General features: G+C 62.5%; 14 protein-coding genes and 3 pseudogenes. 8 read left to right on the forward strand and 9 right to left on the reverse strand.

Annotation, left to right across the window (positions count from 1 at the left end):
* Nucleotides 1-55: 55 nt before the first annotated feature.
* Complete coding sequence (locus PD885_RS10565; RefSeq protein WP_088056859.1) at nucleotides 56-10,258, reverse strand: autotransporter-associated beta strand repeat-containing protein; 10,203 nt, start codon at nucleotides 10,256-10,258, stop codon at nucleotides 56-58.
* 729 nt (nucleotides 10,259-10,987) lie between these two features.
* Between PD885_RS10565 and PD885_RS10570 the strand changes: the two are divergent.
* Nucleotides 10,988-11,198, forward strand: a pseudogene (locus PD885_RS10570) (EAL domain-containing protein); the annotation flags it as partial.
* Here the strand turns inward: PD885_RS10570 and PD885_RS20695 are convergent.
* A pseudogene (locus PD885_RS20695) lies at nucleotides 11,194-11,316 on the reverse strand (peptidase); the annotation flags it as partial. The pseudogenes PD885_RS10570 and PD885_RS20695 sit on opposite strands and share 5 nt — an antisense overlap.
* A 331-nt stretch (nucleotides 11,317-11,647) precedes the next feature.
* On the opposite strand from PD885_RS20695, the gene PD885_RS10575 reads away from it, so the two are divergent.
* The 3 genes from PD885_RS10575 to PD885_RS10580 all read left to right on the forward strand — a co-directional run bounded on the left by PD885_RS10575 (nucleotide 11,648) and on the right by PD885_RS10580 (nucleotide 13,065).
* The gene (locus tag PD885_RS10575) at nucleotides 11,648-11,905 is read left to right on the forward strand and encodes a KGG domain-containing protein (protein ID WP_002812907.1); all 258 of its coding nucleotides are present in this window, start codon (nucleotides 11,648-11,650) and stop codon (nucleotides 11,903-11,905) included.
* Between the two features lie 216 nt (nucleotides 11,906-12,121).
* Complete coding sequence (locus PD885_RS20700; protein ID WP_156775354.1) at nucleotides 12,122-12,343, forward strand: hypothetical protein; 222 nt, start codon at nucleotides 12,122-12,124, stop codon at nucleotides 12,341-12,343.
* 212 nt (nucleotides 12,344-12,555) lie between these two features.
* Nucleotides 12,556-13,065: a ferritin-like domain-containing protein gene (locus tag PD885_RS10580; RefSeq protein ID WP_002812909.1), complete on the forward strand. Its 510-nt coding sequence runs from the start codon at nucleotides 12,556-12,558 to the stop codon at nucleotides 13,063-13,065.
* Between the two features lie 134 nt (nucleotides 13,066-13,199).
* Here the strand turns inward: PD885_RS10580 and PD885_RS21420 are convergent, their stop codons facing one another.
* Nucleotides 13,200-13,418, reverse strand: coding sequence for a hypothetical protein (locus PD885_RS21420; RefSeq protein ID WP_002812911.1), 219 nt, complete (start codon nucleotides 13,416-13,418; stop codon nucleotides 13,200-13,202).
* Nucleotides 13,419-13,435: 17 nt separating this feature from the next.
* Between PD885_RS21420 and PD885_RS20705 the strand changes: the two are divergent.
* A pseudogene (locus tag PD885_RS20705) lies at nucleotides 13,436-13,701 on the forward strand (transposase); the annotation flags it as partial.
* A gap of 391 nt (nucleotides 13,702-14,092) precedes the next feature.
* On the opposite strand, the gene PD885_RS10595 reads toward PD885_RS20705, so the two are convergent.
* Nucleotides 14,093-15,061 (reverse strand): IS5 family transposase, encoded by a 969-nt coding sequence (locus PD885_RS10595; RefSeq protein ID WP_088056860.1) that lies wholly within the window; start codon nucleotides 15,059-15,061, stop codon nucleotides 14,093-14,095.
* 51 nt (nucleotides 15,062-15,112) lie between these two features.
* Nucleotides 15,113-15,361 (reverse strand): hypothetical protein, encoded by a 249-nt coding sequence (locus PD885_RS22740; RefSeq protein ID WP_002812917.1) that lies wholly within the window; start codon nucleotides 15,359-15,361, stop codon nucleotides 15,113-15,115.
* Between the two features lie 42 nt (nucleotides 15,362-15,403).
* Between PD885_RS22740 and PD885_RS10605 the strand changes: the two genes are divergently transcribed.
* Entirely contained in the window at nucleotides 15,404-16,402 is a 999-nt protein-coding gene (locus tag PD885_RS10605) for an NAD(P)-dependent oxidoreductase (RefSeq protein ID WP_002812918.1), read from the forward strand.
* Between the two features lie 27 nt (nucleotides 16,403-16,429).
* On the opposite strand, the gene PD885_RS10610 is transcribed toward PD885_RS10605, so the two are convergent.
* Genes PD885_RS10610 through PD885_RS10620 form a run of 3 tightly spaced genes read right to left on the reverse strand, consistent with a single transcriptional unit; the run spans nucleotide 16,430 to nucleotide 18,636 of the window.
* Nucleotides 16,430-16,792: a hypothetical protein gene (locus PD885_RS10610; RefSeq protein WP_002812919.1), complete on the reverse strand. Its 363-nt coding sequence runs from the start codon at nucleotides 16,790-16,792 to the stop codon at nucleotides 16,430-16,432.
* The gene (gene mobA / locus PD885_RS10615; protein WP_002812920.1) at nucleotides 16,776-17,345 is read right to left on the reverse strand and encodes a molybdenum cofactor guanylyltransferase; all 570 of its coding nucleotides are present in this window, start codon (nucleotides 17,343-17,345) and stop codon (nucleotides 16,776-16,778) included. Before mobA ends, PD885_RS10610 begins: the two co-directional genes overlap by 17 nt.
* Nucleotides 17,346-17,382: 37 nt before the next feature.
* Nucleotides 17,383-18,636 (reverse strand): molybdopterin molybdotransferase MoeA, encoded by a 1,254-nt coding sequence (locus PD885_RS10620; RefSeq protein ID WP_002812923.1) that lies wholly within the window; start codon nucleotides 18,634-18,636, stop codon nucleotides 17,383-17,385.
* A gap of 264 nt (nucleotides 18,637-18,900) precedes the next feature.
* Here PD885_RS10620 and PD885_RS10630 point away from each other — a divergent pair, with 264 nt between their 5' ends.
* Entirely contained in the window at nucleotides 18,901-19,671 is a 771-nt protein-coding gene (locus tag PD885_RS10630; RefSeq protein WP_040762974.1) for an OBAP family protein, read from the forward strand.
* Nucleotides 19,672-19,709: 38 nt separating this feature from the next.
* Here PD885_RS10630 and PD885_RS10635 read toward each other — a convergent pair whose 3' ends face one another.
* Nucleotides 19,710-22,388: a TonB-dependent receptor gene (locus PD885_RS10635; protein ID WP_002812934.1), complete on the reverse strand. Its 2,679-nt coding sequence runs from the start codon at nucleotides 22,386-22,388 to the stop codon at nucleotides 19,710-19,712.
* Nucleotides 22,389-22,641: 253 nt separating this feature from the next.
* On the opposite strand from PD885_RS10635, the gene moeB reads away from it, so the two are divergent.
* The gene (gene moeB, locus PD885_RS10640) at nucleotides 22,642-23,784 is read left to right on the forward strand and encodes a molybdopterin-synthase adenylyltransferase MoeB (RefSeq protein WP_002812936.1); all 1,143 of its coding nucleotides are present in this window, start codon (nucleotides 22,642-22,644) and stop codon (nucleotides 23,782-23,784) included.
* The last annotated feature ends 102 nt before the right edge of the window (nucleotides 23,785-23,886 follow it).

Below are 23,886 nucleotides of genomic sequence, written 5' to 3' on the forward strand. Positions count from 1 at the left end.
CAGACAAAGCCCCGGCATGCCGGGGCTCCCTGCTTTCAACCACGCAGGCGAACGATCAGAAACTCACCCCCCAGGTCACCTGTCCGCCATACGCGGTCTGGCCATCGCCGTTGAGTCCTTGCAACGACAACGACAACCGGCTGCCGGGCGAGGTAATCAGGTTGACGCCCAACTCGCCGATTACCGCGTTCTTCGCCAAGGTGACGCTTTGCACCGAGAACTGCGAGCCGCTCCCGACAAAGCCCGTCGAGCGCTGCACGGAGCGGTCGCCGAATGTATGCCGCCAGCCGGCCGAGGCGTACAACGCCGCTATCCGACCCAGCTCCCAGTGCCCGCGCGCACCCACCGTGCTGGTGGTGAACGTGTCGGTGGCGCTATCCACTGACAGCACGGTAATGCCGCCGCGCTCGTTGAACCCATCGGTCTTCAGGCGGGTGTAATCGGCCGCAATGAACGGGCTATACACCGCATTGCCGCTACGCAGATTCCAGGACGCTTCCAGCGACACGGTGATCGCGGTTGCATCGTAGTCGCTGGTCAGCCGCTCTTCGAGCACGCCGGGCAACCTCACCCGGCGCGTGCTGTCCACGCTGTTGCTGGCGTAGTCGACGGCACCTTGCAAGGTGAACGCGGACCAGTCGGCATGGCCGTACACGCCAACGTGGGTGCCATCGACGTCGGCACGATCGCCCGACTGGCGCGACCAGCTTTCGATGTCCTGGTTGCCCACTGCGATGCCGACCACGCTGCGCTCGCCGAAATGCCGCTCGGCACCGGCCATCAGCCCGTTGTCCTCGCGGCGCACCGAAACCGTATTGGCATCGCCATCGACGTGGTTGGGCAGGCTACGCCCGGTGATCCACACCGTGGTGTCGCCAACGCGCGTGTCCTGGCTATCGCCACGCAGATGGTTGCCGATGCCGCTGGTGAGAAAGCGATTATCCAGCAATGCGGTCGCGGTGCTGGCATGGCTTTCGCCCGACAGCGACGCAAACGCGGTGCGGATCGCTTCCGGATCATCGGGCAAGCGCACCACTGCCTGGTAGACCGGGCTGGTGGTCGGCAAGCCGTCCACGGCAGCTGCAGCTGCCTGCTGGTTGGGCGCGGTGACCGCATCGACCATTGCCTCGGTATTGCGCCCCAGCGTTACCGACAACACAGTGGCGGTGGTGCGGACATTCGGCTCGACGAAGGCATAGTCGGAGACGACACTGGTGAACTGCCCGGTGAGCCCGCCAGCGGCCGTGATCACCGAAATCTCGGTAAACAACGGCATGTCGAATGCGCGCACCAACTGCAAGATGGTGCCGGTTGCCACCGTGGCCACACCGCCCACCATCACCTGTGTAACCACGCCGCTGGCAATGGGCGTGACCTGCAAGATGGAGCCGGCCGCGAAGATGGCGTTGCCGCCAACACGGATCGTGCCGGTGGTACCACCGATCGCCACGGTGCCAGCCGAGATCAAGCTGCCGACAATGCCGTCGCCGGTCAGCGTGCCCTCCGGACCCACCGTCACCGGCCCACCCAATGCAGCGCCCGGATTGGCTGAGTTGCCGACACTCAAAGTGCCTGCATTGACCTCGGTCAGCCCGGTGAAGCCACTGCTGTCTGCGGTCATCAACAGGGTCAACGCACCCGCACCGTTCTTGACCAACGTACCGCTACCGGTAACGTTGCCGGAAAACGTGCCATCGTCCGCCTGATCGAACACTATTGTCGCGTTGTCGACGATGCTGCCTTGCAGGCTGGTGGTGTTGCCGATCAGGCTGCCGCTGGCAATCGTGGTGCCACCGCTGTAGGTGTTGGGGGCGACCAGCGTCAATGCACCTGCACCCTGCTTGATCACACCGCCCGTGCCGCTCACCGCCCCGGCAAACACGCCGTCGGTGGCCTGATCGAATACCAGCGTGGCGTTATCCACCACGTTGCCTTGCAGGCTGGTGGTGTTGCCGATCAGGCTGCCGCTGGCAATCGTGGTGCCACCGCTGTAGGTGTTGGGGGCGACCAGCGTCAACGCACCTGCACCCTGCTTGATCACACCGCCCGTGCCGCTCACCGCCCCGGCAAACACGCCGTCGGTGGCCTGATCGAATACCAGCGTGGCGTTATCCACCACGTTGCCTTGCAGGCTGGTGGTGTTGCCGATCAAGCTGCCGGCGCTGACCACGGTACCGCCGGTGTAGGTATTGGCACCCACCAACTGCAAGACGCCGGTGCCGGCTTTTTCCAGCGATCCGGTGCCGCTGACCGTGCCGGCATACACGCCGCCGATGGCCTGGTCGAACACCAATGCTGCGTTGTTGGCGATGTCGCCCTGCAGGCTGGTGGTGTCGCCGATCAACGTACCGGCAGCGATGCTGGTGCCGCCGGTGTAACCGTTGGCGCCGTTGAGCTGTAGCGCGCCTGCGCCGTCTTTTATCACGCTACCGGTGCCGGTGATCGAGCCGGTGAACACCTCATTGGCTGCCTGATTGAACACCAAGGTGGCGTTGTCGACGATCGCACCTTGCAAGCTGGCGCTGTCGACCACCAGCGTGCCGGCGTTGAGCGTGGTGCCACCGGTGTAGCTGTTGCTGCCGTCCAGCGTTAGCGTGCCGGTATTGGTCTTGATCAATGCACCGCTGCCACTGATGTCGCCAGCAAGGGTCAGGTTTGCCGGGTTGTCGACGGTGAGCGCAGCGCCCAGCGTGACCGCATTGCCCAGAGCGGCAGCAATGGCGTTGCTCAGCACCGAATCACCGGTCACCGCCAGCGTGCCGGTGCCCAGTGCGTTATTGCTGCCGACCGCCAGCGTGCCATCGCTGAGGACCGTGCCGCCGGCATAGCTGTTGGTGCCGCTGAGCGTGAGCGTGGACGTACCGTTCTTGATCAGGCTGCCGGCGCCGTCGATTGCACCGGTCAGGCTCAGATCGTTGCTGCCGGCCAGACTCAGCGCACCATCGAGCACCACCGCATTGGCCACCGTCAGTGCCTGATCGGTGTCCAGCGTGGTGCCGGTTGCTGCGGTCAACGTGCCGGTGCCCAATGCCTGCGCATCGCCCAGGATCAAGCTGCCGCCGCCCAGTGCAGTGCCGCCGGTGTAGGTGTTGGCTGCACTCAGCACCAAGGTGCCGGTGTCGAGTTTCTGCAGCGTGCCGGTTCCGCCGATGGTCACATCGATGGTGCCGGTGACGCCGGGATCGACCCGGATGATGGTGGTTGCTGCATCAGTGCTCAGCGCACCGGCGCCGGCATCGCTCAGCACATACCCGTCGCTGGCGAACTGGATACCGGTAATGCCTTGGGTGCCCTGCACGCCCACGTTGCCTGCGGTGCCGGCGAACACGGCGAAGCTGTTCTGCCAATCGCTGTTGCTCAGCCCATCGATCGAGGTCCAGTTGGTGGAGCCTGCGCTCCACACCCCTGCGCCGCCATCGATGCTGCCATTGGCCAGCGTCTGCGTGCCATCCCAGAACTGCACATTGCTGCCGGGCAACGCCACCACCACGTTGACTTGCTGGGCCAGTGCGGTTTGCAGCGTCAGCTGAGTCGGATCGATGCTGCCGGGAAGCGTGCCGATGCCCAAGCCGTTATTGGTCAGCGCGCCGGTGTAGTCGATCAGGCGATACACACCGGTGCCGAAGCCACCGATGTCGGTGATGTTGAGGGTGCCATCCAGGGTGAGATCGCCGTTGACCGCCAGCACGCCGGTCTGGCTGGGCACTCCCAGGAACGCATCGAGCGTGGCGTTGGGGGCAAGGCTCATGCTGCCGGTGGTCAACAATGCCCCACTGGTCACTACCAGACGGCCGCCGTCGTTCACCGTGACCGGCGCACCGACCACACCGCTGCCGCTCAGGGTGCCACCGGTGCCCACGGTCAAGCCGCCTGCACTGGTCAACGTGCCATCGACATCCAGGGTGCCCGCAGTCACCTGCGTGGTGCCGCCCAGCGTGCTGGTGCCGGTGAGCTGCAGCGTGCCGGTGCCCACCTTGTCCAGATTGCCCGCATCGCTCAGGCTGCCGGCAAAGGTGCTGCCGACGTTATTGAGGCCGAGCTGCAGCGTGTTGCCGCTCAGGACCGCCACATTGCCCAGCCCGGTCACTGCGCCCAACGCCGTATTGCTGCCGAGCGAGAGCCCGGCGCCTGCCGCGACATCCACTGCGCTGGTGGTCCCCAATGCACCGGGTGCTGCGGTGGCCAGTACGCCGGTCTGCACCGACACCGGGCCGGTGAAGGTGTTGCTGCCGGACAGGCTCAAGGTGCCGAGTCCGGTCTTGGTCAAGGCGCCCGCGCCGCTGAGCGTGCCGGTCAGTGCCAGGTCATCCGCACTGGCGATGGTCAGATCGGCGCCAAGGTTGACGTTGTTGCCCAGTGCCAACGCAATCGCGTTGCTCAAGGTGGAATTGCCCAGCACAGACAGGCTGCCAACACCCAACGCGGTGTTGCTGCCCACCGCCAAGGTGCCTGCGTTCAACACGCTGCCACCGGCATAGCTGTTGGTGCCGCTGAGCGTGAGCGTGGACGTACCGTTCTTGATCAGGCTGCCGGCGCCGTCGATTGCACCGGTCAGGCTCAGATCGTTGCTGCCGGCCAGACTCAGCGCACCATCGAGCACCACCGCATTGGCCACCGTCAGTGCCTGATCGGTGTCCAGCGTGGTGCCGGTTGCTGCGGTCAACGTGCCGGTGCCCAATGCCTGCGCATCGCCCAGGATCAAGCTGCCGCCGCCCAGTGCAGTGCCGCCGGTGTAGGTGTTGGCTGCACTCAGCACCAAGGTGCCGGTGTCGAGTTTCTGCACGCCGCCGATGCCAGAGATGGCGACATCGACGGTGGCGGTTGCACCCGGGTCCACGCGAATTGCGGTCAACGGGTCGGTCACGTCCAGCGCCCCCGCGCCGGCATCGGTCAACTGATAGCCGTTGCTGACGAACTGCAGGCCACCGATGCTCTGCGTGCCTTGCACACCCACCGTGCCGGCGGTACCGGCAAACACCGCAAAATCGCCTTGCCAGGTGCTGTTGGCGCTGCCGTCCTGGCCGGTCCAGTTGGTGGCAGCGCCCCACGTTCCTGCCCCGCCATCGACGGTGCCGTTGGCGGTGGTCTGCACGCCATCCCAGAACTGCACGATACTGCCCGGCGCAGTGACTACCAGATTGAGTTGCTGGCCGATTGCGGTTTGCAGGGCGAGCTGGCTGATATCAACGCTGCCGGGAAACAGGCCGATGCCCAAGCCGTTATTGGTCAGCGCGCCGGTGTAGTCGATCAGGCGATACACGCCGGTGCCGAAGCCACCGAGGGCGGTGATGTTGAGGGTGCCATCCAGGGTGAGATCGCCGTTGACCGCCAGCAGACGCGTGTTGCTCGGCGCTGCCAGCGCCACATCGATAGAAGCGCCCTGCGCCAGCGTCAAACCAGCCACGCTGAGTGAAGAGCCACTGGTCAATGCGAGCCGGCCGCCATCGCCGATGGTCACGCCACTGGCCACACTCCCGTTGGTTCCGGTGCCGGTCAATGTGCCGCCGAGCCCGACATTCAACGCGCTGGTGCCGAGGCTGCCGATCACATCCAAGATGCCGCCACTGACTTGCGTGGCGCCGCCGATCGCACTGTTGCCGAGCAAGCGCACCGTGCCCGCACCGACCTTGTCCAGGTTGCCGCCACCGCCCAGGCTGCCGGCAAAATCGCCGCCGCCCAGCTTCAAGGTGGCGCTGGCATCGGTGTCGATATCGCCTGCGCCGCTAAGCGCGTTGATTAGCCCACCGTTGGTCAGATTCAACACCGCGCCTGCAGCGACATCGACGTTGCTGGCGTTGCCCAGCGACGCAGCGGTGCTGGCCACCACGGTGCCAGCCTGAATCGCCAGCGGCCCGGTGTAGCTATTGCTGGCGCTCAAAGTCAAGGTGCCCGCGCCGGTCTTGATCAGATCGCCCGCACCGCTGATGGCGCCGCTGGCCAGCATGTCGGCCGCGTTGTCGACGGTGAGCGCCGCGCCAAGCGCGATGTCGTTGCCCAAGGCCACCGCAACCGCATTGCTCAGTACCGAATTACCGACCACCGACAGATTGCCGGTGCCGAGCGCATCGTTCGCGCCCACCGCAATGGTGCCTGCCGTCAGCGTGGTGCCGCCGCTATAGCTGTTGCTTGCAGTGAGCGACAACGTGGTGGTGCCGTTCTTGATCAAGTTACCAGCGCCGCTGATGGCGCCGTTCACGACCAGATCGTTGCTGCCGACCAGCGTCAGTTGATCGTTCAACTGCACTGCGTTGCCGACCGTCAGCGCTGCATTGGCATCCAGTTCGGCAGCACCGCCGACCAGCAAACCGCCCACGCCCAGCGCAGCGTCGTTGCCAAGCACCAAGCGGCCTGCATCCAGTGCCACGCCACCGCTGAACGTATTGGCGTTGCCTAATGTCAGTGTTGTTGTGCCTTGTTTGTCGAGGCTGCCGATGCCGCTGATCACGCCATTGAGCGCGATGTCCTGCGTGCCGGGGAGTGTGAGTTCGCCGTTCAATGCAATCGCATTGCCCAGTGCCACTGCCGTGGCCGCATCCAACGTGGTGCCGCCGGCCGCGGTCAGCGTGCCAACGCCCAACGCGGTGTCGCTGCCCGCCAGCAATGCCCCGCTCTGCAACTGCAGGCCGCCGGCCCAAGTGTTGTTGCCGTTGAGCGTGAGGGTCTGCGTACCGTTCTTGACCAGACTGCCGGCACCGTCGATCGCGCCATCGAGCGTGAGATTCTGTCCATCGATGCTGAGCTGACCATCCACTGTGACCGCGTTCTGCAACGTCGCTACAGTGCTGGCAGTGAGCAGCGTGTTATCGGCGGCGGTGAGCGCACCGCTGCCGAGCGCTGTGTTGCTGCCCACTACCAACGCACCGTCGTTCAATAGCGTACCGCCGGTATAGACATTATTGCCGCTGAGCGAGAGCGCCCCGGTGCCCTGTTTGACCAGGCTGCCCGCGCCGCTCACGGTGCCGGTCACGCCCAGGTCGTTGTTGCCGGTGAGCGACAGCGCGCCATTCAAGATGACATCGTTGCCTACCGTGGTCGCCGTGGTGGCTTGCAGTTGCGTGCCGTCGGCAGCCGTCAACGCGCCGCTCCCCAATGCAGCGCCGTTGCCGATCAGCAAACTGCCTGCATTGAGATCCACACCACCGGCAAACGTATTGGGTCCACCCAGGGTCAATGCCGCGGCGCCGCCCTTGGTCAAGCCACCTGCGCCACTGATGCCGCCATTGAGGGTGAAATCCTGGCTACCACCGAGTTGCAGGTCCGCATCCAGTACGACAGCATTGGCGAGAACGCGTGCCGCGGTGCTGTCGAGCAAGCCGCCACTCACGCTCAAGGTCCCGGCACCCAATGCGGTGTCGCTGCCCAGGATCACGCTACCTGCGGTCAAACGCGTGCCACCGGCATACGTGTTGTTGCCGGCCAAGGTCAGACTGGCGGGGCCGAGTTTGTCCAGGCTGCCGGCGCCGGTGATATCGCCGGTGAGCGTGAGCGCATTGCTGCCGCCCACGTTGACCAGCCCCGCCAGTGCGATCGCATTGGCGAGCGTGCTGACCGTCGCGTTGTCCAGCGTGGTGCCCGCTGCTGCGGTCAATGCACCGACGCCTAGCGCGGTATTGCTGCCCACCGTCAGCGTGCCGGCGCTGAGCGTAGTACCGCCGCTATACAGATTGTTACCGCTCAACGTGACATCGCCGCTGCCGGATTTGACCAGGCTACCGGTACCGCTGATAGCACCGCTCAACGTCAGTGCTTGCGCCGCGTTGAGCGTCAGTACACCTGGAGTCAGCGCAATCGCATTGGTCAGCGAGGTAGCTGCAGTGTTTTGCAGAACCGCATTGCCGGTGACGTTCAACGCACCCGTGCCCAGTGCAGCGCCGTTGGTCACCTGCAAGGTGCCGGCGTAGAGGCTGGTACCACCGGTGTAGGTGTTCAAGCCGCTCAACGTCAGTGTGCCGGTACCGAGTTTGTTCAATCCACCGGTGCCGCCGATCGTGCCAGCTAGATTCAAGCCGTTACCGCTGCTGCCGACGCCCAAGGTGCCGGTGAGTGCAATCGTGTTGCCCAGGGTTGCTGCAGTGGTCGCATCGAGCTCACCGCCGCTGGCAGTCAGCGTGTCGGTGCCTAATGCTGCGTTCGAGCCCACCACCAGACGCCCGGTGCTCAGCGTGGTGCCGCCTGTATAGGCATTGGTGTTGGTCAGGGTGAGATCGCCTGCACCGCTCTTGATCAGGCTGCCGCCACCGTTGATGGCACCGCTGAGCGTAAGCGCCTGCGCACCGGTCCAGTTCAACGGACCGGCAAGGCTGACGGCGTTGGTCACCGTCAACGGCGCACTGGTACTGAGGTTGGAGGCGCCGGTGACATTCAATGCGCCGGTGCCCAGTGCCGAAGCCGTGCCCAATTGCAGCGTGCCTGACGCAAGCGTGGTTCCGCCGGTAAAGGTGTTGGTGCCGTTAAGGGCCAACGTGCCGGTGCCGGTCTTGTTGATGCCACCAACGCCGGCGAGAATTCCGGTCAAGGTGAGCGCGTTTCCGCTTGCACCCAGGCCAAGGGTATTGGTCAGCGCAAACGCATTGCCTAGCGTCAGCGGCACGGTGGTATCCAGCAACCCGCCTGCTGCAGTCACCGTGCCGGTGCCGAGCGCACCGGAGGTTTCCAGCACGACGCTGCCCGCACCCAGTGTTGTGCCACCGCTATACGTTTTTGCGCCGCCAAGTGTGAGCGTGCCGGTACCGATCTTGTTCAGTACACCGGTTCCTGTCACTGCGCCGCCGATTCGCAGATTATTTGCGCCGCCGATGCCGATGGTGTTGCTGAGCACAAATGCATTGGACACGTCGACGGCAGCACCTGCCAGCACGCTGCCGCCAGATGCGTTGACGGTGCCGCTTCCCAACGCGCTGTTGGTGCCGATCGTCAGCGCGCCATTGATCAGATTTACGCCACCGGTGAAGGTGTTGGCGCCGGTCAGCCCCAATCCACCGGTACCGGTGATGGTCAGCGCACCGGTGCCGGTGATTGCACTGCCGATGGTCAACCCATTGGCGCCCTGCAAGATCAGGCCACCCGTGCCAAGCGCGATGCCGCTGGCAGGTGCCAGGGTCAGACCTGCAGCAGTGGCTTGAAGCGCACCGCCGTTGGCCGTGATGGCGGTGCCGAGCTGCGCAGGGTTGGCGAATTGCAATACACCGCCATTGAGCGCGCTGTTGCCGAAGTTGCTTGCGCCGTCCACCGACCAGGTGCCGCTATTGACGCGCAAACTGCCGAAATTGATGTACTGCGCGGTGCTCAGCGATCCGACACCGGTGCTGCCGCTGCCGGTACCCGTGGCCGAGTTCTGCAGGATCAACGTGTTGGTGCCGCCTCCCCCCCCGTCGACCACGCCGGTCTGCGCGAAGCGCAGCAAACCGCCAGGGCCAAGCAACTCCAGAGCAAGTCCACCAGCACTGTTGACGCTGCCACCGGTCACTGCAGTAAAGCTGTTGGTGCTGCCTACACCCATCGACACGCTGCCGTTGATAGTGCCCGCGTTGACGAAGGTGTTGCCGGTGGCCGAACTCTGAAAGCCCACTCGCCCATTGATGGTGCCGGTATTGACGGCATTGACGGTGCCGCCACCGCTCACTGCGATTACCGGTGTGTCCGAGCCCAGTACCGACAAGCCCAACAACGCACGGCTATCGATCGTGCCAGCGTTGTTGATCTGCACAGCGCCATTGCTGGCCGAGGTGATGCCAAGCGCCATGCCATCGAGATTGAGCAGGTTGACACCGAGCAAACCGCCGGTGCCGTAAATCGTGCCGGAGGCAAGATTGTTGACGGTGACCGCGGTGGAACTGGCATTCCCCATGGTGACGCCGGTGCTCAGCACCGAGAGCAGCCCGAGCGCGGAGGGATCGACCGTGCCGGCGTTGTTGAGCGTGGGGTTGGTGCCGCTCAGCGCGATGGCGGTGCCGCCCAGCAATCCGGCGGTCATCTGCGTGCCGGCTGCAACATTCACGGTTAAATTATTCGCGCTGCTTGAGAAGCTATTGCTGATGATCGGCACTCCCGTGCAATTAACCGTTGCGCCCGCTGCCGGCGACGCAGGCGTGCATGCTCCCCAGGCCAGCGCGGGCGCGGCGGCCCCCACCGCCAAGATAACCAGGCTCGGCAAACTACGACGGGTCGCTCCGGATTTGCGCCGCCGACGCACTAGCTCGTGCGTTACGACCCAATTACCGATCGCTGCGTTCCAGACCAGCGCAAATGCACGATTCATTTTGATGTCCCCTGATTGCCGCACACAGACAGACGCGCACCCATGCGCGCGCCTTCAAAGACGGGATTGGAATGACGGTTGAGTTTTTTTAAACCAGCGGGCTCGCCTCAGCCTGATCATTTCAGGCTGAGGGCGTTTAATTCCATTCCCCGATTGCGCTCCTGGCCGATTAATAGGCTAAGCGACAAGAATGAAACCGTGCTTAATATCACCAAACTGAAAATTACCGATGATACAGACGGAATATGCGAACTAGATTACTGGTGCTCGCTACACCAGCTCGTCCTGCCTTATCCATAGCCGAGAACACCGCAGATATGGCTTGCTTCTCCGAAAAAACGGGTTTTTTCCAAGGCCGTATGCCGAATACGACTGGATGAGTCCGGATTGCCCAAAGCGGACTGATGCAATGCTTGTTGACAGTTGGCGAGCCCAACGATGAAAGAGCAGAGGCACCGGATCTTAGTTAATTCCATGAAAGCGAAATTCGAAATTTTCGGCTTTCCATCGTCTTAATGAGCTCGCCTCCGCGATTAAGACCATCGCTTACGATCGACATCGGTCGATGGACCGCGGCATTTTTCTGTCGCGGCCTCATCAGAGGAATTATTGTCGGGTTCGTTGCTGCGACACGGTATTTAGCGTGGCGGGCGGTTACCGTTAAGACCATATATACGATGCTCGTCACCCATCGATAAGCTCGGTTTGTTTCTGGTAGCGGTGCAGTGTGTGATCTTCCACACGGCAACTGACGGCATGCCGCTTGCTCCGGACGAAAAAACGCAGGAACGCCACTTCGACTGTTCGGGCGTGGCGATTGATCTTGGTGGCATGGAGCTGCTCGAAACACAGTATGCGGGCGCTGTACCACGCGTTGGTTGCACCCGCCGCGGCGCTGACCATTACCCAGGGCGGCCGCTTGCGCGTACTGGCCACACGCTGAGTCTGCCGGCATTGTCTGCAGCGCGTTGCTGCAAGAACTCTAGCGCGCCTTGCACGCCACCGGTTTCGTAACCATGTACGCCGCCGGTGACCAAGGCACACGGCAGCGTGGTATCCCGGCTGGTGGCAAACCTACCGTGCCGGTTTGGAGCGGCGCTTCCTTCAGGAGCAACTGAGCGTGCGCGCGCAAGCGATCACGCTGCTGTAATCGTGCAGCGTGAGTGATCGGCTGGGTGGCTCTGCTCTATGTATTGATAGCGCTATCCAAAAACCGGAGCGATGCCATCACATGAGGTAAGGCAGGAGTGCAAGATTTGCGCAGCGAGCGCAGCTGTTTTTTCCTGCATCTGCTTGTTCTGCACCGTATGGCCTCGCTTTTCGGGTTGGCACGATTGTTGCGTTAAGCCCATTACCAATGTCGTAACCGAAGCATCGAGAGGAGGCACAGTGGAAGACCTACAAAACAGTACTCGTAGCCGGCGCGGCTTTGCCGCATTGGATCCCGAAAAGCGCCGTGTGCTGGCTAGCAGCGGCGGAAAGGCAGCGCATGCCAGCGGAAATGCGCACGAATTTACCAGCGACGAAGCACGTGAAGCTGGCCGCAAGGGTGGCCAGGCAGTGAGCCGCGATCGCGATCATATGTCGCGTATCGGCAGCAAGGGTGGGCGCTCCAAGCAGACAAAGCCGCAAGAAGAATCCGCGTAATCGAGTCTTCGGCACGCCGATGACGTGCCGGTCTTGATGAGCTGGAATGCAGGCTCTGCGCCAATGCGGCGCAGAGCCTGCGTCGTTTTGCGAGCAATTGGGCGTTGCAGTTGTACGCCGGGAGGAGCAATCGATTGCACGCGGATGTGGTTGATGCATCGGCGCAGACCGATTGCCACGCCTGAAGTTTCGATAAATTGTTGATGCGCAATGATCATGGGCGAACAGGAAATTTTTGCAGCTCTGGCGACGTGCGCCGTCTACTGCAGAGAACATTTACACCTTCGCCGCGCTGCAACATCGGTTGTCGGCGTGATGTGCAGGCACCACCCGATCGTTTGCCTGATCGCCGTGTTGTCGCGTACATATCTGGCGCCGCTGTGGCTGCGTCTCAGTGATCTGCTTAATCCAGTCAGCGCCAATGAACAGTATTTGTAGATGTCATGCGCTTGTAGCGCGGCCGCCGATGACCGATGAGTCACCCACCGGTTCGCTACGTGCGCGAATCGATCCCAGGTGCAGCAGACCTGCCTGCGGTGTCGCTGTGTCAATGCCATGTGGATACCACACACCCCGCTCACCTGAAACAGCCGTGGTTTTCATGCGTGGCACGCCAGCCTGGACGCATCGCACACAACAGGAGAATCCGCATGGCCGAACCCCAAGAAAATTTGATGGACTGGTTGCGCGATGCGCACGCGATGGAGCAGCAGGCCGAGCAGATGCTCAAGGCCCAGGCGGCCCGCATCGAGCACTATCCGCAGCTCAAGGCACGCATCGAACAGCATCTGGAAGAGACGTTAAGCCAACAGCGCCTGGTCGATTCGTGTATCGAACGTCTGGGCGGTTCGCCGTCGGTGCTCAAGGACACCATGGGCAAGGTGGCTGCGTTTGGTCAGGCCATGGGCGGCATGACCACCTCCGACGAAATCGTCAAGGGTGCGATGGCCAGCTATGTGTTCGAAAACCTGGAGATCGCCGCTTACACCGCGTTGCTAAGTGCTGCCAAGACCGTCGGCGACATCCAAACGCAGCGCGTGTGCGAGCAGATCCTGCCGCAGGAGCAGGCGATGGCCGACTGGCTGCTTGCCCATCTGCCGGCGCTGACCGAGGAATTCCTGGTCCGCGATGCAACCCCAGGCGTCACCGCGAAGAATTAACCGGCTGCTGCCAGTATCTAGTAGGCATGTTGAAGGGCCCTGCGGTGCGGGGCCAACCGCATTGGCATGGTCGCTCCTGCAGCGTGGCATGACAGGCTACGCACATCGCGCGCATGTCGATGCGTTGACGCACGCTAGGTGTTCAGTCCAGGCATTAGATGGATCGGATTCACCTTGAACCGCGCCGGCTTGAATGTGCACTGCCTGCTGAGGAATTCGTACGCTGTCACGTCCTTCAGGACGTTGAGCCTGCGACCGACCTCGTAGGCGTCGATGACGTTGGCCAGCTGCTGTCGCAGTTGCGTGTGATCAACGTCCCCCGACGTTGCGTAGCGCCCCAGTTCGGAGTCCAATTCCCAATCCCAAGTAGATTGGACGCGAAGAAGCGTTTTTCGAAGAACAGATCATCGGTTTCCTGCGCAAAGCCGAAGCCGGCGTAGCAATCAAGGACCTGTGCCGGCGCCAGGGCTTCAGCGAGTCCTCGGCCCTAGCTGTGGCGTAGCAAGTTCGGAGGGATGAGCGTACCCGGTGCCAAGCGGCTCCAGAACCTGGAGGCCGAGAACGCCCGGCTGAAGAAGTTGCTGGCCGAGCAGCTGTTCGAGAACGATCTGATCTAAGGATGCGCTTCGAAAAAGTCGCTGTATCAGCTTGCCGTAGTCGTCGTAGACGTTCTCGGCGGAACTAAGCTAGAAGACAACCCTGCTAAAGCAGCCAGTGCCAATCCGAACGCGTGCACCTGGCGCGGCCTTGTGCCCAATTCCATAGCAACTTCCAAATTGATGAATGACCAAGGTCCAGGCGGACCTCATCGCTCCCGCGAACTCGCGCTCATGCACAGACAAGGCAAGATAATGCATGCCCAGTGAGCGCTATCTGCCGGTGTTCGTGATTAAGAAATCTAGGGAAGGTCTGAACAACGCACCAGACCTCTAAAATTCGAGCCTGCTGCGTGCCAATAGCGCACAGAGTTGATGCGTACGATACGATTTCTACGGTTTCTTGCGGCGTTGGCTGGCGCCAGGCAGCATTATCCCCTGGCCGGCAGCAACTGCCGGCGCACCATCCACAGATTGGATAGTGCGAACAGGGTCAGCACATGCGCGGTGTTCTTGGCCAAGCCGCGATAGCGGACCTTGGTGTAGCCAAACTGGCGTTTGATCACGCGGAATGGATGCTCCACCTTCGCACGCACACTTGCTTTGAAGTATTCCCAACGTTCTTCCTGGCGGCGCTCGCGTTTGTTGCCAATGGCTTGAATCGTCGAACGCTTGGCGGCAATGAAAAAACCAGCCTTGCAGGTCTGCAGTTCTTCGCGTTTGTCCGCACCGGTGTAGCCGCTGTCGCCGAACACACTGTCTTCTTTGCCGTGCAGCAATGCGTGGGTCACCGTGACATCGGCCACATTGGCAGCCGTACAACGGACGTGGTGCACCAGCCCGAAAAACTCATCCACGCCGATGGGTGCCTTCATCCCGAAATACCACTGATTGCCTTTCTTGGTCTGATGCATTTCAGGGTCGCGCGCGCGGTCGGTGTTCTTGGTCGAACTGGGCGCAGCGATCAGGGTTGCATCGACGATCGTGCCGGACCGCAGGCTCTGACCCTTGCGCACCAGATCCGCGTTGACGGCCTCCAGCATCCGCGCTGCAAGGCCATGGGTTTCCAGCAAGCGGCGAAAGTTGAGAATCGTGGTCTCGTCGGGAACATTGTCCAAACCGCCGAGCCGGGCAAAACGGCGCAAGGTCGGGATCTGGTGCAACGCTTCTTCCATCGCCGGATCGCTCAACGCATACCACTGCTGCAGCAAACGAATCCGCAACATCGTCGCCAGTGCGTACGGCTGTCGACCAGGCCGCCCCGACACCGGATAGTGCGGCGCGATCAGTCCGAGCAAATGCCTCCACGGAACCACCTGCTCCATCTCGGCCAGGAAGATCTCGCAGCGAGTCTGCTTGCGCTTGCCCAAACCTTCAGCGTCACCGAACGTCAGTTGCATGGATGACTCCTCAACGTAGGTGTGTAGTGTTGCGCATTTGAAGTGCGTTGTTCAGAGGTTCCCTAGCGTGTGCGCAAAGCGCGGCCGCAAGATCATTCCCAATATGCTCACGTAGATCGACTTTTCACGGCACAAAAACGATGTCAACTGTCCACCATCGCTTATATCTCGGTGCTTGCGCACCGTGTAGCCGGTGCGCGGCATTGCCTGGCACAGTTCGCCAATCGGCGTTTCGGTCTCGTTGACCAGCAAAACACGCAATGGTCGCAGCGAGGCGTGGACGTGGCCTGATGGCGCCATGCAGTATGCCGCCCGTGCGTGCCATCTTTTGGAGTATGTCTGATGCCGTTGTTTCCGTTGTTCGCGAATCTGCAAGGACGCGCCGTGCTGGTGATCGGCGGCGGCGAAGTCGCCACGCGCAAGGTGCTCGCCTTGCTCAAGGCCGGCGCGCATATCCGTCTGTACGCACATGCGCTGTCGCCGGAGCTGGCGGTACTGATGCAAGCCGGCCGCTTCGAGCAGCTCGGCGATGAATTCGACCCGGCCTGGATCGACACGGTGTGGCTGGTGGTCGCCGCCACCGACGATGCCAACTTGAATCAACGCGTCGCCGCTGCAGCCGGCGCGCGTCAGCGCCTGGTCAATGTGGTGGACGATGCGGAGCTGTCGACGTACCAGGTGCCGGCCATCGTGGACCGCGACCCATTAGTCATCGCCATTTCGTCTGCGGGTGCCGCCCCGATGCTGGCACGGCGCCTGCGCGAGCGGCTGGAGCGCGAACTGGATGCATCGGTGGGCCGATTCGCCGCGCTATTCGCGCGTCACCGCGAGCGGATCCGCAGCCAGTTCCCGGATATGAATCGGCGTCGGCGCTGGTTCGACCGCGTCATCGATGGCGAGGTGCCGCTGTTGCTGCAAGCCGGCAGCGATGACGCTGCCGAAGCCGCATTCACTGCCGCGTTGGACAATGCAGGCACGGTACCGGCGCGTGGCAGCGTGCAGTTGGTCGGCATTGGCCCGGGCGATCCGGGCCTGCTTACCTTGAAGGCGCTGCGTGCGATGAATCTGGCCGATGTCTTGTTGGTCGGCGAAGACATCCCGGATGCAGTGCTCGAACTGGCACGGCGAGATGCTTCGCGCCGCGCTTTGCCGCAAGCGCCCGATACACAACAGGCTTTATTACTGGAGCTGGCCAGCGACGGCCTGCATGTGGTGGCGTTGCGCAGTGGCGCAGGCTACGACGACACTGCCGCCGAAGCGATCGAAGCAATCCTACAGGCGCACGGCATTGCCTGCGACCGCGTGCAAGGCATTCCAGCGAACACGCAGGCGATTGCCTGAGTGGTGCCAACACCCGCCGCCGCAAGCTCACGCTTTTGGAAACCGCTTGCGCGCACTGTCGCGTACATCGATATCGAAGGTCACGCGCAGCGTCATGAGCTCGGCATGGCCGGCGCCCGCATCGAAGCTGAAGCTCAATCCGTCGCGGCTGGGCAGCTGCCGCGCATGTTCTTCGAGCGCATCGCGTGACACCGATAGCTGCCAATGGTCGGTAGCGCAATTGCACGCTGGATGACCGCTGGTAAGACGCACGCTATGCCGCACCAACCGCGCGCCCTGTACGCTCGGCAAACGACTCAAATTATCGACGCTGCGCCCGTCGAGCAGTTCGGCCAGTTCGGCCTCGTCGATGCGGAACCGCAGGTGCTGACCTTCAATCTGGATTTTCATGAATGAGCCGACTCCATTGCTCGGGCGTATTGCAATTGACGAACGCGGCACCTTCGCTGGCGGTGACAGCCACGCGATGGCACTGCAGTGAACGCTGCAAGGCGCGCAGCGAGCGTGACGATGCATCGCCAACCATCAGCACCGACAACGCCTCACGCAAGGTGGTATCGATGCGCAGGCGCATCGGCAGGATGTGGTCCTCGAAGGTCGCACAGCAGTACTGCGATGGAGCCAGCAGCTTTTGCAGCAATGGTGTGGACAGCAACGGCATATCCACCGGCACCACCACCAGGATGCTCGCATCGGCCACATGGTCGATTACGCTCGCAAGACCACCGAGCGGACCCAGATCGGGTTGGATATCGGCAATGCCGGGGTAACCGGTACGATCACCGCTGATCAGCACCTCCTGCGCGCCGGCGTCGCCCAGCAGCACCTGCATATGCGCGATCAACGGACGCCCGCGCCACAGCAGCAGCGCCTTGTCGTGCCCCATGCGCGAGGAACGCCCGCCGGCCAGCACCACACCTGTCCACGGGTATGCGGCACTCATGCAGCGCACTCACACGTAACGCAGTGCAGGTACATGCTCATAGCGTTGTTGCCGGCGCAGCCGGTTGCAGATGGCCCAATCCGAACACCTCCGCCATCGTGCTCGGCGCTGCGCCGACGTCTTGCGGTTCCAGCACCGCCCAGACATTGGCCTGCAGCAATGGCGCCACGCGAAAGGACTCTTGCTGCGGCAGGATGTGCACCGACAGCACGCCAGCTTCGCTGCAGCGCAGACGGGCGCGCAGATGCTGTCGCCAAATCGGCCGAGCCTGCAGCGGCGTCTCAAATGCGACACGCAAGCCGCGCTCCACTGGCATGCCCAGCAAACCGCGCAACGCTGGTTCAACGAAGAAACGTAACCCCGCAGCGCTCGCCATCGGATTGCCTGGCAAGCCGACGAACAAGACCCCATCGGCAAAGCGTGCCAGCAGCATCGGCTTACCCGGCCGCACGGCGACCTTTTGAAAAATAAACGCGGCAGCGTGCCGCGCCAGCGCATCAGGCACGAAGTCGTAGCGACCACGCGACACCGCACCCGTGCTTAAGATCACATCGGCACCGGCCTGGCGCGCCCGCGCGAGCGCTCTATCGAATGCCGCATCGTCGTCGCCAACCTGCCCCCGCCACACCAGTTCTGCGCCGGCTGCCTGCAACTGACTGAGCAGATAACTGCTGGTGCCGTCGCGAATCTGGCCCGGCTGCAATGATTGCAAGGGATCACTGACCAACTCGCGCCCGGTGGCGATCAAGGCCACGCGCGGGCGACGTACTACCTGCACCCGCGCACATCCCAAACCGGCAAGCAGCATCAGATGCGCGCCGCGCAGCACGGTACCGGAATTAATCGCCTGATCATGCAAGCTCACGTCTTCACCGCGACGACGAATATGCTGCCCGGCACGCACCTCGGTGCGCAGACGAATGCGGCTGAGTCGCGTGCGCTCATACGCGAGGATCTCGACTTGCTCGATCGGCACTACCGTATCGGCACCTGGTGGTATGCCGGCACCGGTCATGATTTCCCATGCCGTGCCCGTCGCTGCAGCGCCAGCATCTTCGCCAGCTGCAACGGTACCGATCACGATGTGTTCGCTGCCTGCAGATGCGCCGAGCCCGGCGGTGGCCAGCGCAACGCCATCCATTGCACTGTTATCAAAGGACGGCAACTCGGCCGGGCTCGACAATGCCTCGGCTAGCACGCGGCCTTCCGCAGCGGCGCTATCCACCCACTCGCTGGTTAGCGTGGCGACCTGCTGATGGACAAGCGCGAGTGCTTCGGCATAGCTGATCATGAAAGGCACTGCCAACCGTTGGATGACCTGGCCAGGATACTGGCCCCCAGCGCAGCAGGTACAGGCGCGGCCTGGTCGGCAACGCGGTGTTTATCGCCAGCAATTGCCGATGCTGGCGACCGCCATCACGTGCGATGTGCTGCAACGGATCAAGCGCTGGCGGCTGGATAGAGCCGATGCTCAAGCGAGGTGAAGCTGCGCTGCGTGCACCTGCACATACTCACGCTTCGCAGACCGCTGGCGTTCTTAGCTTGGGGTACCTCGATGTTTGGAACTGGCATGAGATATTCCGCGTTATTGATTGGCCTTGCGTTCTGCGTCAGCTGCTCGCGCAGCCCGCCATCGGTGACCCCGCCCGGCGCACCGGAAAGCACCAAAACCAATGTACTGGAAGCCGGCGCCAAGATGCTGCAACCCAGCGGCCCGGTCGGCAAGCTCGACATCTATCTGGTCGGCTTCCATCCGATGAAAGACGCGCCGGACGAACAGATGGAAGCGCATCACTATTGCCAACAGGTCAACGAAGACCTCGCGCAATGCGCGCTTTACGACGGCAATACCGATAGCGCCAATCTCATCGGCATCGAGTACATCATCTCGGAGAAGTTGTTCGCGCAACTGCCAGAACACGAGCGCGACTTCTGGCATCCGCACAACGGCGAGATTCTATCCGGCCAGCTGTCGGCTCCCAATCTGCCATTGGTGGCCGAAAAGGAATTGATGCGCAGCAAGATCAACACTTACGGCAAGACCTGGCACACCTGGCATTCGCGCAAAGGCGCTGCGCCAGGCGATGCGCTGCCGCTAGGCAAGCCGATGTTGGCATGGTCGTTCAACCGCGATGGCGAACTGCAGCAGCCGCTGATCGCGCAGCGCGATCAGGCTATGTCCGTCTCCACCGCCGAACGTCGCACCAACCGCCAGGACCTTACACCGCTGGCAAAGCCGCAACACGGTGTGGACGCGTTGCACGCGCATTTTGCCGATGCCAAACCCATCCCCGGTGTGGTCGACGCAAACGCCGCCCAGCCCTGACTCGCCAGGACGAAAAAAGCACTGCCGCAACGCCCACATCACAGACGGAAGCGAAAGCCCAGCGTGTAGGTACGCTCGGGCGATGCGATCTCACGTGGAAAATCGCCATTACGTTGACCGAAGTAGTTGTTGGTCGTCGTCCCCAGCAGATTGGTGGCCTCTGCAAACAGCGTCAGTTTCTTGCTGAGCTCGTAGTTGAACGCCACATCCAGCCACTTCTCGCTTCCTTGGTTGATCTGTTCGGGTTGATCGCCGGAACTATTGAAACTCACCGCGTAATCACCGCGCCAGTTATAGGCCAGCCGCGCAGAAAAACGTGCGTACTCGTACATCAGGATCGCGTTGCAGGAGTTCTTTGAAACATTGGTCAACGGCTGGCTGATCCCTTCCGGCGAATCGACTTCGGCTGAAATATAGGTGTAATTGAGCTGGCTACCGAAGCCGGACCACCAGCCCGGCAGGAAATCGTAGAACTGCGCATAGCCCACTTCAACACCCTTCAGTGTGCCCTCGCCTGCATTGCGTGGCCGGCTGATCGAATAGACGATGCCGCCGATGACCTCTTCGGCCGCGTAGTTCTGGATGTATCCGTCGATCTTGCGATGAAAAGCGGCGACCGAAAGCAACGAGCCGGGGCGGAAATACCACTCCAACGACACATCGGCATTGCGCGATTCCACCGCGCGCAGCTGCGGGTTGCCGCCATTACCACGCGCCGGCAACGACTCGGTGGATTGATACAAGGCCAACTGCGGGTTCAGATCGGCAAATTCCGGCCGGGTGATCGTGGTGCTGCCGGCCAGCCGCAGCATCAGGTTCTCGAGCAAGGCCAGGTTGGCGCTGTAATTAGGCAACACCTTGTCGATACGGCGATCGATGCTGAGCGGGCTCAGTATGCCATCCAGCGACTGGCTGCCCTGCAGACTGGAATCCAACCGCGTCGCACGCGCGCCCAAGCGTCCATCGACTGGAATCGACCCAAGCGAGAATCCGTAGTTGAGCTGCGCATAGACGGCATAGTTATCTTCGCGATCATCGAAGAACAGCGCAGGATTCTCATCCGGCAAGTCCGGTGTCTGGCCCATCAAGGTGCGCACCTGCGTGCTTTGCTGCAGCAAAAAATCCTGATTGGCCGACGCCCAACGGTCGCTGGTGAACGCACGCGCGCCATCGATCATGTTGCCCGGCGTCACCGATGCCAGACCCGGCACATCGCTCAAATAAATTGGCTTACCAGTGATGTTGTCACGTGCGCCGGTATCGCCAGAATGATTGGTCGCGGTACGCCGGCTCGCACGTGCACCGACATCCAACGAGCGCAGCGGCCCGACGTCCAGATCGATATTCGCATCGCCTCGCCAGGCCCACTCCTCGCCTTTTTGTTTGTTCCAGCTGTCATAGTACTGGCTCAACTCCCAATTGCCGGGAGCCGTGATGTCGTACGCGCTGCCGTCTGCCTGGGTGATCCAGATATCGGCCGCACCGCCGCCCGAACGCATGTTGAGCAACGGCGCCTGCGTGTTCATATCGAGCGTAAACGAACGATTCCTGGCGCTGCTATAGGTATAGGCCAGCTCGCTACTCAAACGCATGTGCTCACCGGTCCAACGCCCGCCCAGCGCGGCCTGATAGGTGTCCGATGCGTTCTTGTGCGCCTGGGTGCTTGATAGCGCAAGCATGTCGCGCGCCACCAGGCCATCCAGCACATTGGTGCCCGGACGCATACTTACCGACTCGGTGTTTTCAGCCGTTGCCAGGCCCGGGAACGGCAACCAGTAGTTCACCTGCGGCCGGTTGTCGTAACCGATATACAGCGTGTCGAAGTAGACTTCGCTGTTCTCGCTCGGCGCCCACTGAAACGAAAAATTCGCCGACTTACGCTTGCGGTCGCCGCGCGCCATCAGCCCGCCTGCGCTGTACGGCACATAGAGTTGCTGACTCGCATCGACCGGATTCGGTTTGAGATCGTAGGTGCCGTATAGCGTGTTGGACTCCTGATATGGGCGACGCTGATAAGACACGCTGCCCATCCAACCGATGCGGCCAAAATCGGTATCCCTGCGCTGGCTCATGGTGAGGCTGCCGTTGGGAACGGTCTTCTCGGACTGATCGCCACGCAACGCACTCACGCTGCCGGCGATCGTGCTGTCTTCCACGAAGTCGAACGGCCGCCGCAGATGCACGTCCACCACACCGGCAATGCCGCCTTCCTGGAATTGTGCGCCGGTGGTTTTGTACACATCCACGCTGCGCAGCAACTCGGCCGGCACATCGGCCAGTTCCACGTCGCGGCCCACAGTGGTAAACACGTTGCGCCCATCCAGAGTGGTGATGACATTCGGCAAACCGCGCACCAGCACTTGCCCCACCTCGCCGCCCGCACGCGCCACCTGCACACCGGTCACACGCTGCAATGCGGCCGCCACGCTGTTGTCGGGCAATTTGCCGATGTCTTCGGCCACGATCGAATCGCTGATCTCAGAATTGGACTGCTTCGTCGCAATGGCGCTTTCCACGCTGCTGCGCACGCCTTTGACCTGCACCGCGTCCAACGTTGAGGTAGGCTGCGTGGCATCGGGCTGGGCCGCGTCGTCGGCATTGGGCGCGGCTTGCAGCGCCTGCGCGCTGCAGCTCAAAGCCAGACCGATCCACAAGGTCAGCGGTCGATGCGCTATGGCACGGCGCGCGAAGGGCGCGTGCTTGGATGAGATGAACATGTGTTTCTCCTGAGTCGGTCGCTGCGATGACGCGCGGCTGGGCGCGCTGCGCAAGACGGCAAACCGGGCCGAACCAGCCGCGGTGCCGTGTGTGACGACGCCGAATTACAGCGGTGCCGCTCGCAGTGCGGCGTGATTGCACACGCGACATTGCCGCGACCATGACGTGCCTTTCATCGGCCGACCTTGCCGCTCGGCTGCCACAAGGACACTGCACATCGAAGCGCTCTAGCGTTTGCGCGACAATAGCTGCATGAGCAGCCAAGACATCTCCCCCACCGACGCCCGCGCCCTTGCTCTGCAGGGCGCCTTGCTGATAGATATCCGGCAACTGCACGAGCGTGCCGGCGGCCAGGCCGAAGGCGCGTTAGCGATTACGCAAAACGCGTTGGAAACTGCGCCCGCACAGCATCTGCCCGAGCAAACGCGCGAGATCGTGTTGATCTGTCAGAGCGGCAAGCGCTCCGCGCACACGGCCGAGGTTTTGCGTGCGCAGGGATATGCGCAAGTTTCTTCGGTGGTTGGTGGTACCAGCGCGTGGTCGACTAACGGCCTGCCGTTGGTGCGCCCGACGCTGCTACCGGACGAACAGGATTTTCTCGAGCGCTACTCGCGCCATCTGCACTTGCCGCAGGTTGGTCTCGAAGGACAGCAGCGCCTGGCGCGTTCGCGCGTGCTCCTGATTGGCGCTGGTGGGCTGGGCTCGCCAGCGGCGTTCTATCTCGCTGCGGCAGGCGTTGGTCACTTGCGTCTCGCCGACGACGATGTGGTGGATCGCAGTAACCTGCAGCGCCAGATTCTGCACACTGAAGACAGTGTCGGTAGCGCCAAGGTCACATCGGCTGCGCAGCGCCTCGCCGCGCTCAATCCACGTGTGCAGATCGATGCAGTGCAGGCGCGCGTCAATTCCAGCAATATCGAAGCACTGCTACAGGACGTGGATGTGGTGGTCGATGGCGCTGACAACTTTCCTGCGCGCTATCTGCTTAGCGATGCCTGCGTCAAACTCGGTAAGCCGCTGGTGTACGGCGCGGTACAACAGTTCGAAGGCCAGTTGAGCGTGTTCGATGCCGGCCGCAACCGCGGCCGTGCGCCCTGCTATCGCTGCCTATTCCCCGAGCCGCCGCCGCCGGAGTTCGCACCCAGCTGTGCCGAGGCCGGCGTGCTCGGCGTCTTGCCCGGCGTGATCGGGCTGTTGCAGGCCACGGAGGCGTTGAAATTGCTGCTTGGCATCGGCGACAGCCTGGCCGGACGCTTGCTCAGCTTCGATGCGCTGGCCATGCGCTTTCGCGAAATCCGCCTGCCGCCCGATCCGCAGTGCACGGTGTGCGCGCCCGGCGTCGCATTCCCCGGGTATGCCGACTACGCCGCGTTGTGCGGCAGCGCAATCGGCTGAGGGCGGCGCTCAAATCGACTGCGCAGCGTCAACCAGCCCGGCCTGACCGGGCGCCCTTTACGTGGCACATCGCTCGACCGCTGTACTCCGAAATTCTGCCAC

It is taken from the genome of Xanthomonas fragariae, assembly GCF_900183975.1.
GTDB classification, from domain to species: domain Bacteria; phylum Pseudomonadota; class Gammaproteobacteria; order Xanthomonadales; family Xanthomonadaceae; genus Xanthomonas; species Xanthomonas fragariae.

Bases quoted from the DNA above. Each gene is read 5' to 3' on its own strand.
- PD885_RS22740 (WP_002812917.1), bottom strand. From the start codon at position 15,361: ATGGCGCCATCAGGCCACGTCCACGCCTCGCTGCGACCATTGCGTGTT.
- PD885_RS10580 (WP_002812909.1), top strand. From the start codon at position 12,556: ATGGCCGAACCCCAAGAAAATTTGATGGACTGGTTGCGCGATGCGCAC.
- moeB (WP_002812936.1), top strand. From the start codon at position 22,642: ATGAGCAGCCAAGACATCTCCCCCACCGACGCCCGCGCCCTTGCTCTG.
- PD885_RS20700 (WP_156775354.1), top strand. From the start codon at position 12,122: ATGGGCGAACAGGAAATTTTTGCAGCTCTGGCGACGTGCGCCGTCTAC.
- PD885_RS10610 (WP_002812919.1), bottom strand. From the start codon at position 16,792: ATGAAAATCCAGATTGAAGGTCAGCACCTGCGGTTCCGCATCGACGAG.
- PD885_RS10635 (WP_002812934.1), bottom strand. From the start codon at position 22,388: ATGTTCATCTCATCCAAGCACGCGCCCTTCGCGCGCCGTGCCATAGCG.
- PD885_RS10620 (WP_002812923.1), bottom strand. From the start codon at position 18,636: ATGATCAGCTATGCCGAAGCACTCGCGCTTGTCCATCAGCAGGTCGCC.
- PD885_RS10565 (WP_088056859.1), bottom strand. From the start codon at position 10,258: ATGAATCGTGCATTTGCGCTGGTCTGGAACGCAGCGATCGGTAATTGG.
- PD885_RS10630 (WP_040762974.1), top strand. From the start codon at position 18,901: ATGTTTGGAACTGGCATGAGATATTCCGCGTTATTGATTGGCCTTGCG.
- PD885_RS10595 (WP_088056860.1), bottom strand. From the start codon at position 15,061: ATGCAACTGACGTTCGGTGACGCTGAAGGTTTGGGCAAGCGCAAGCAG.
- mobA (WP_002812920.1), bottom strand. From the start codon at position 17,345: ATGAGTGCCGCATACCCGTGGACAGGTGTGGTGCTGGCCGGCGGGCGT.
- PD885_RS10605 (WP_002812918.1), top strand. From the start codon at position 15,404: ATGCCGTTGTTTCCGTTGTTCGCGAATCTGCAAGGACGCGCCGTGCTG.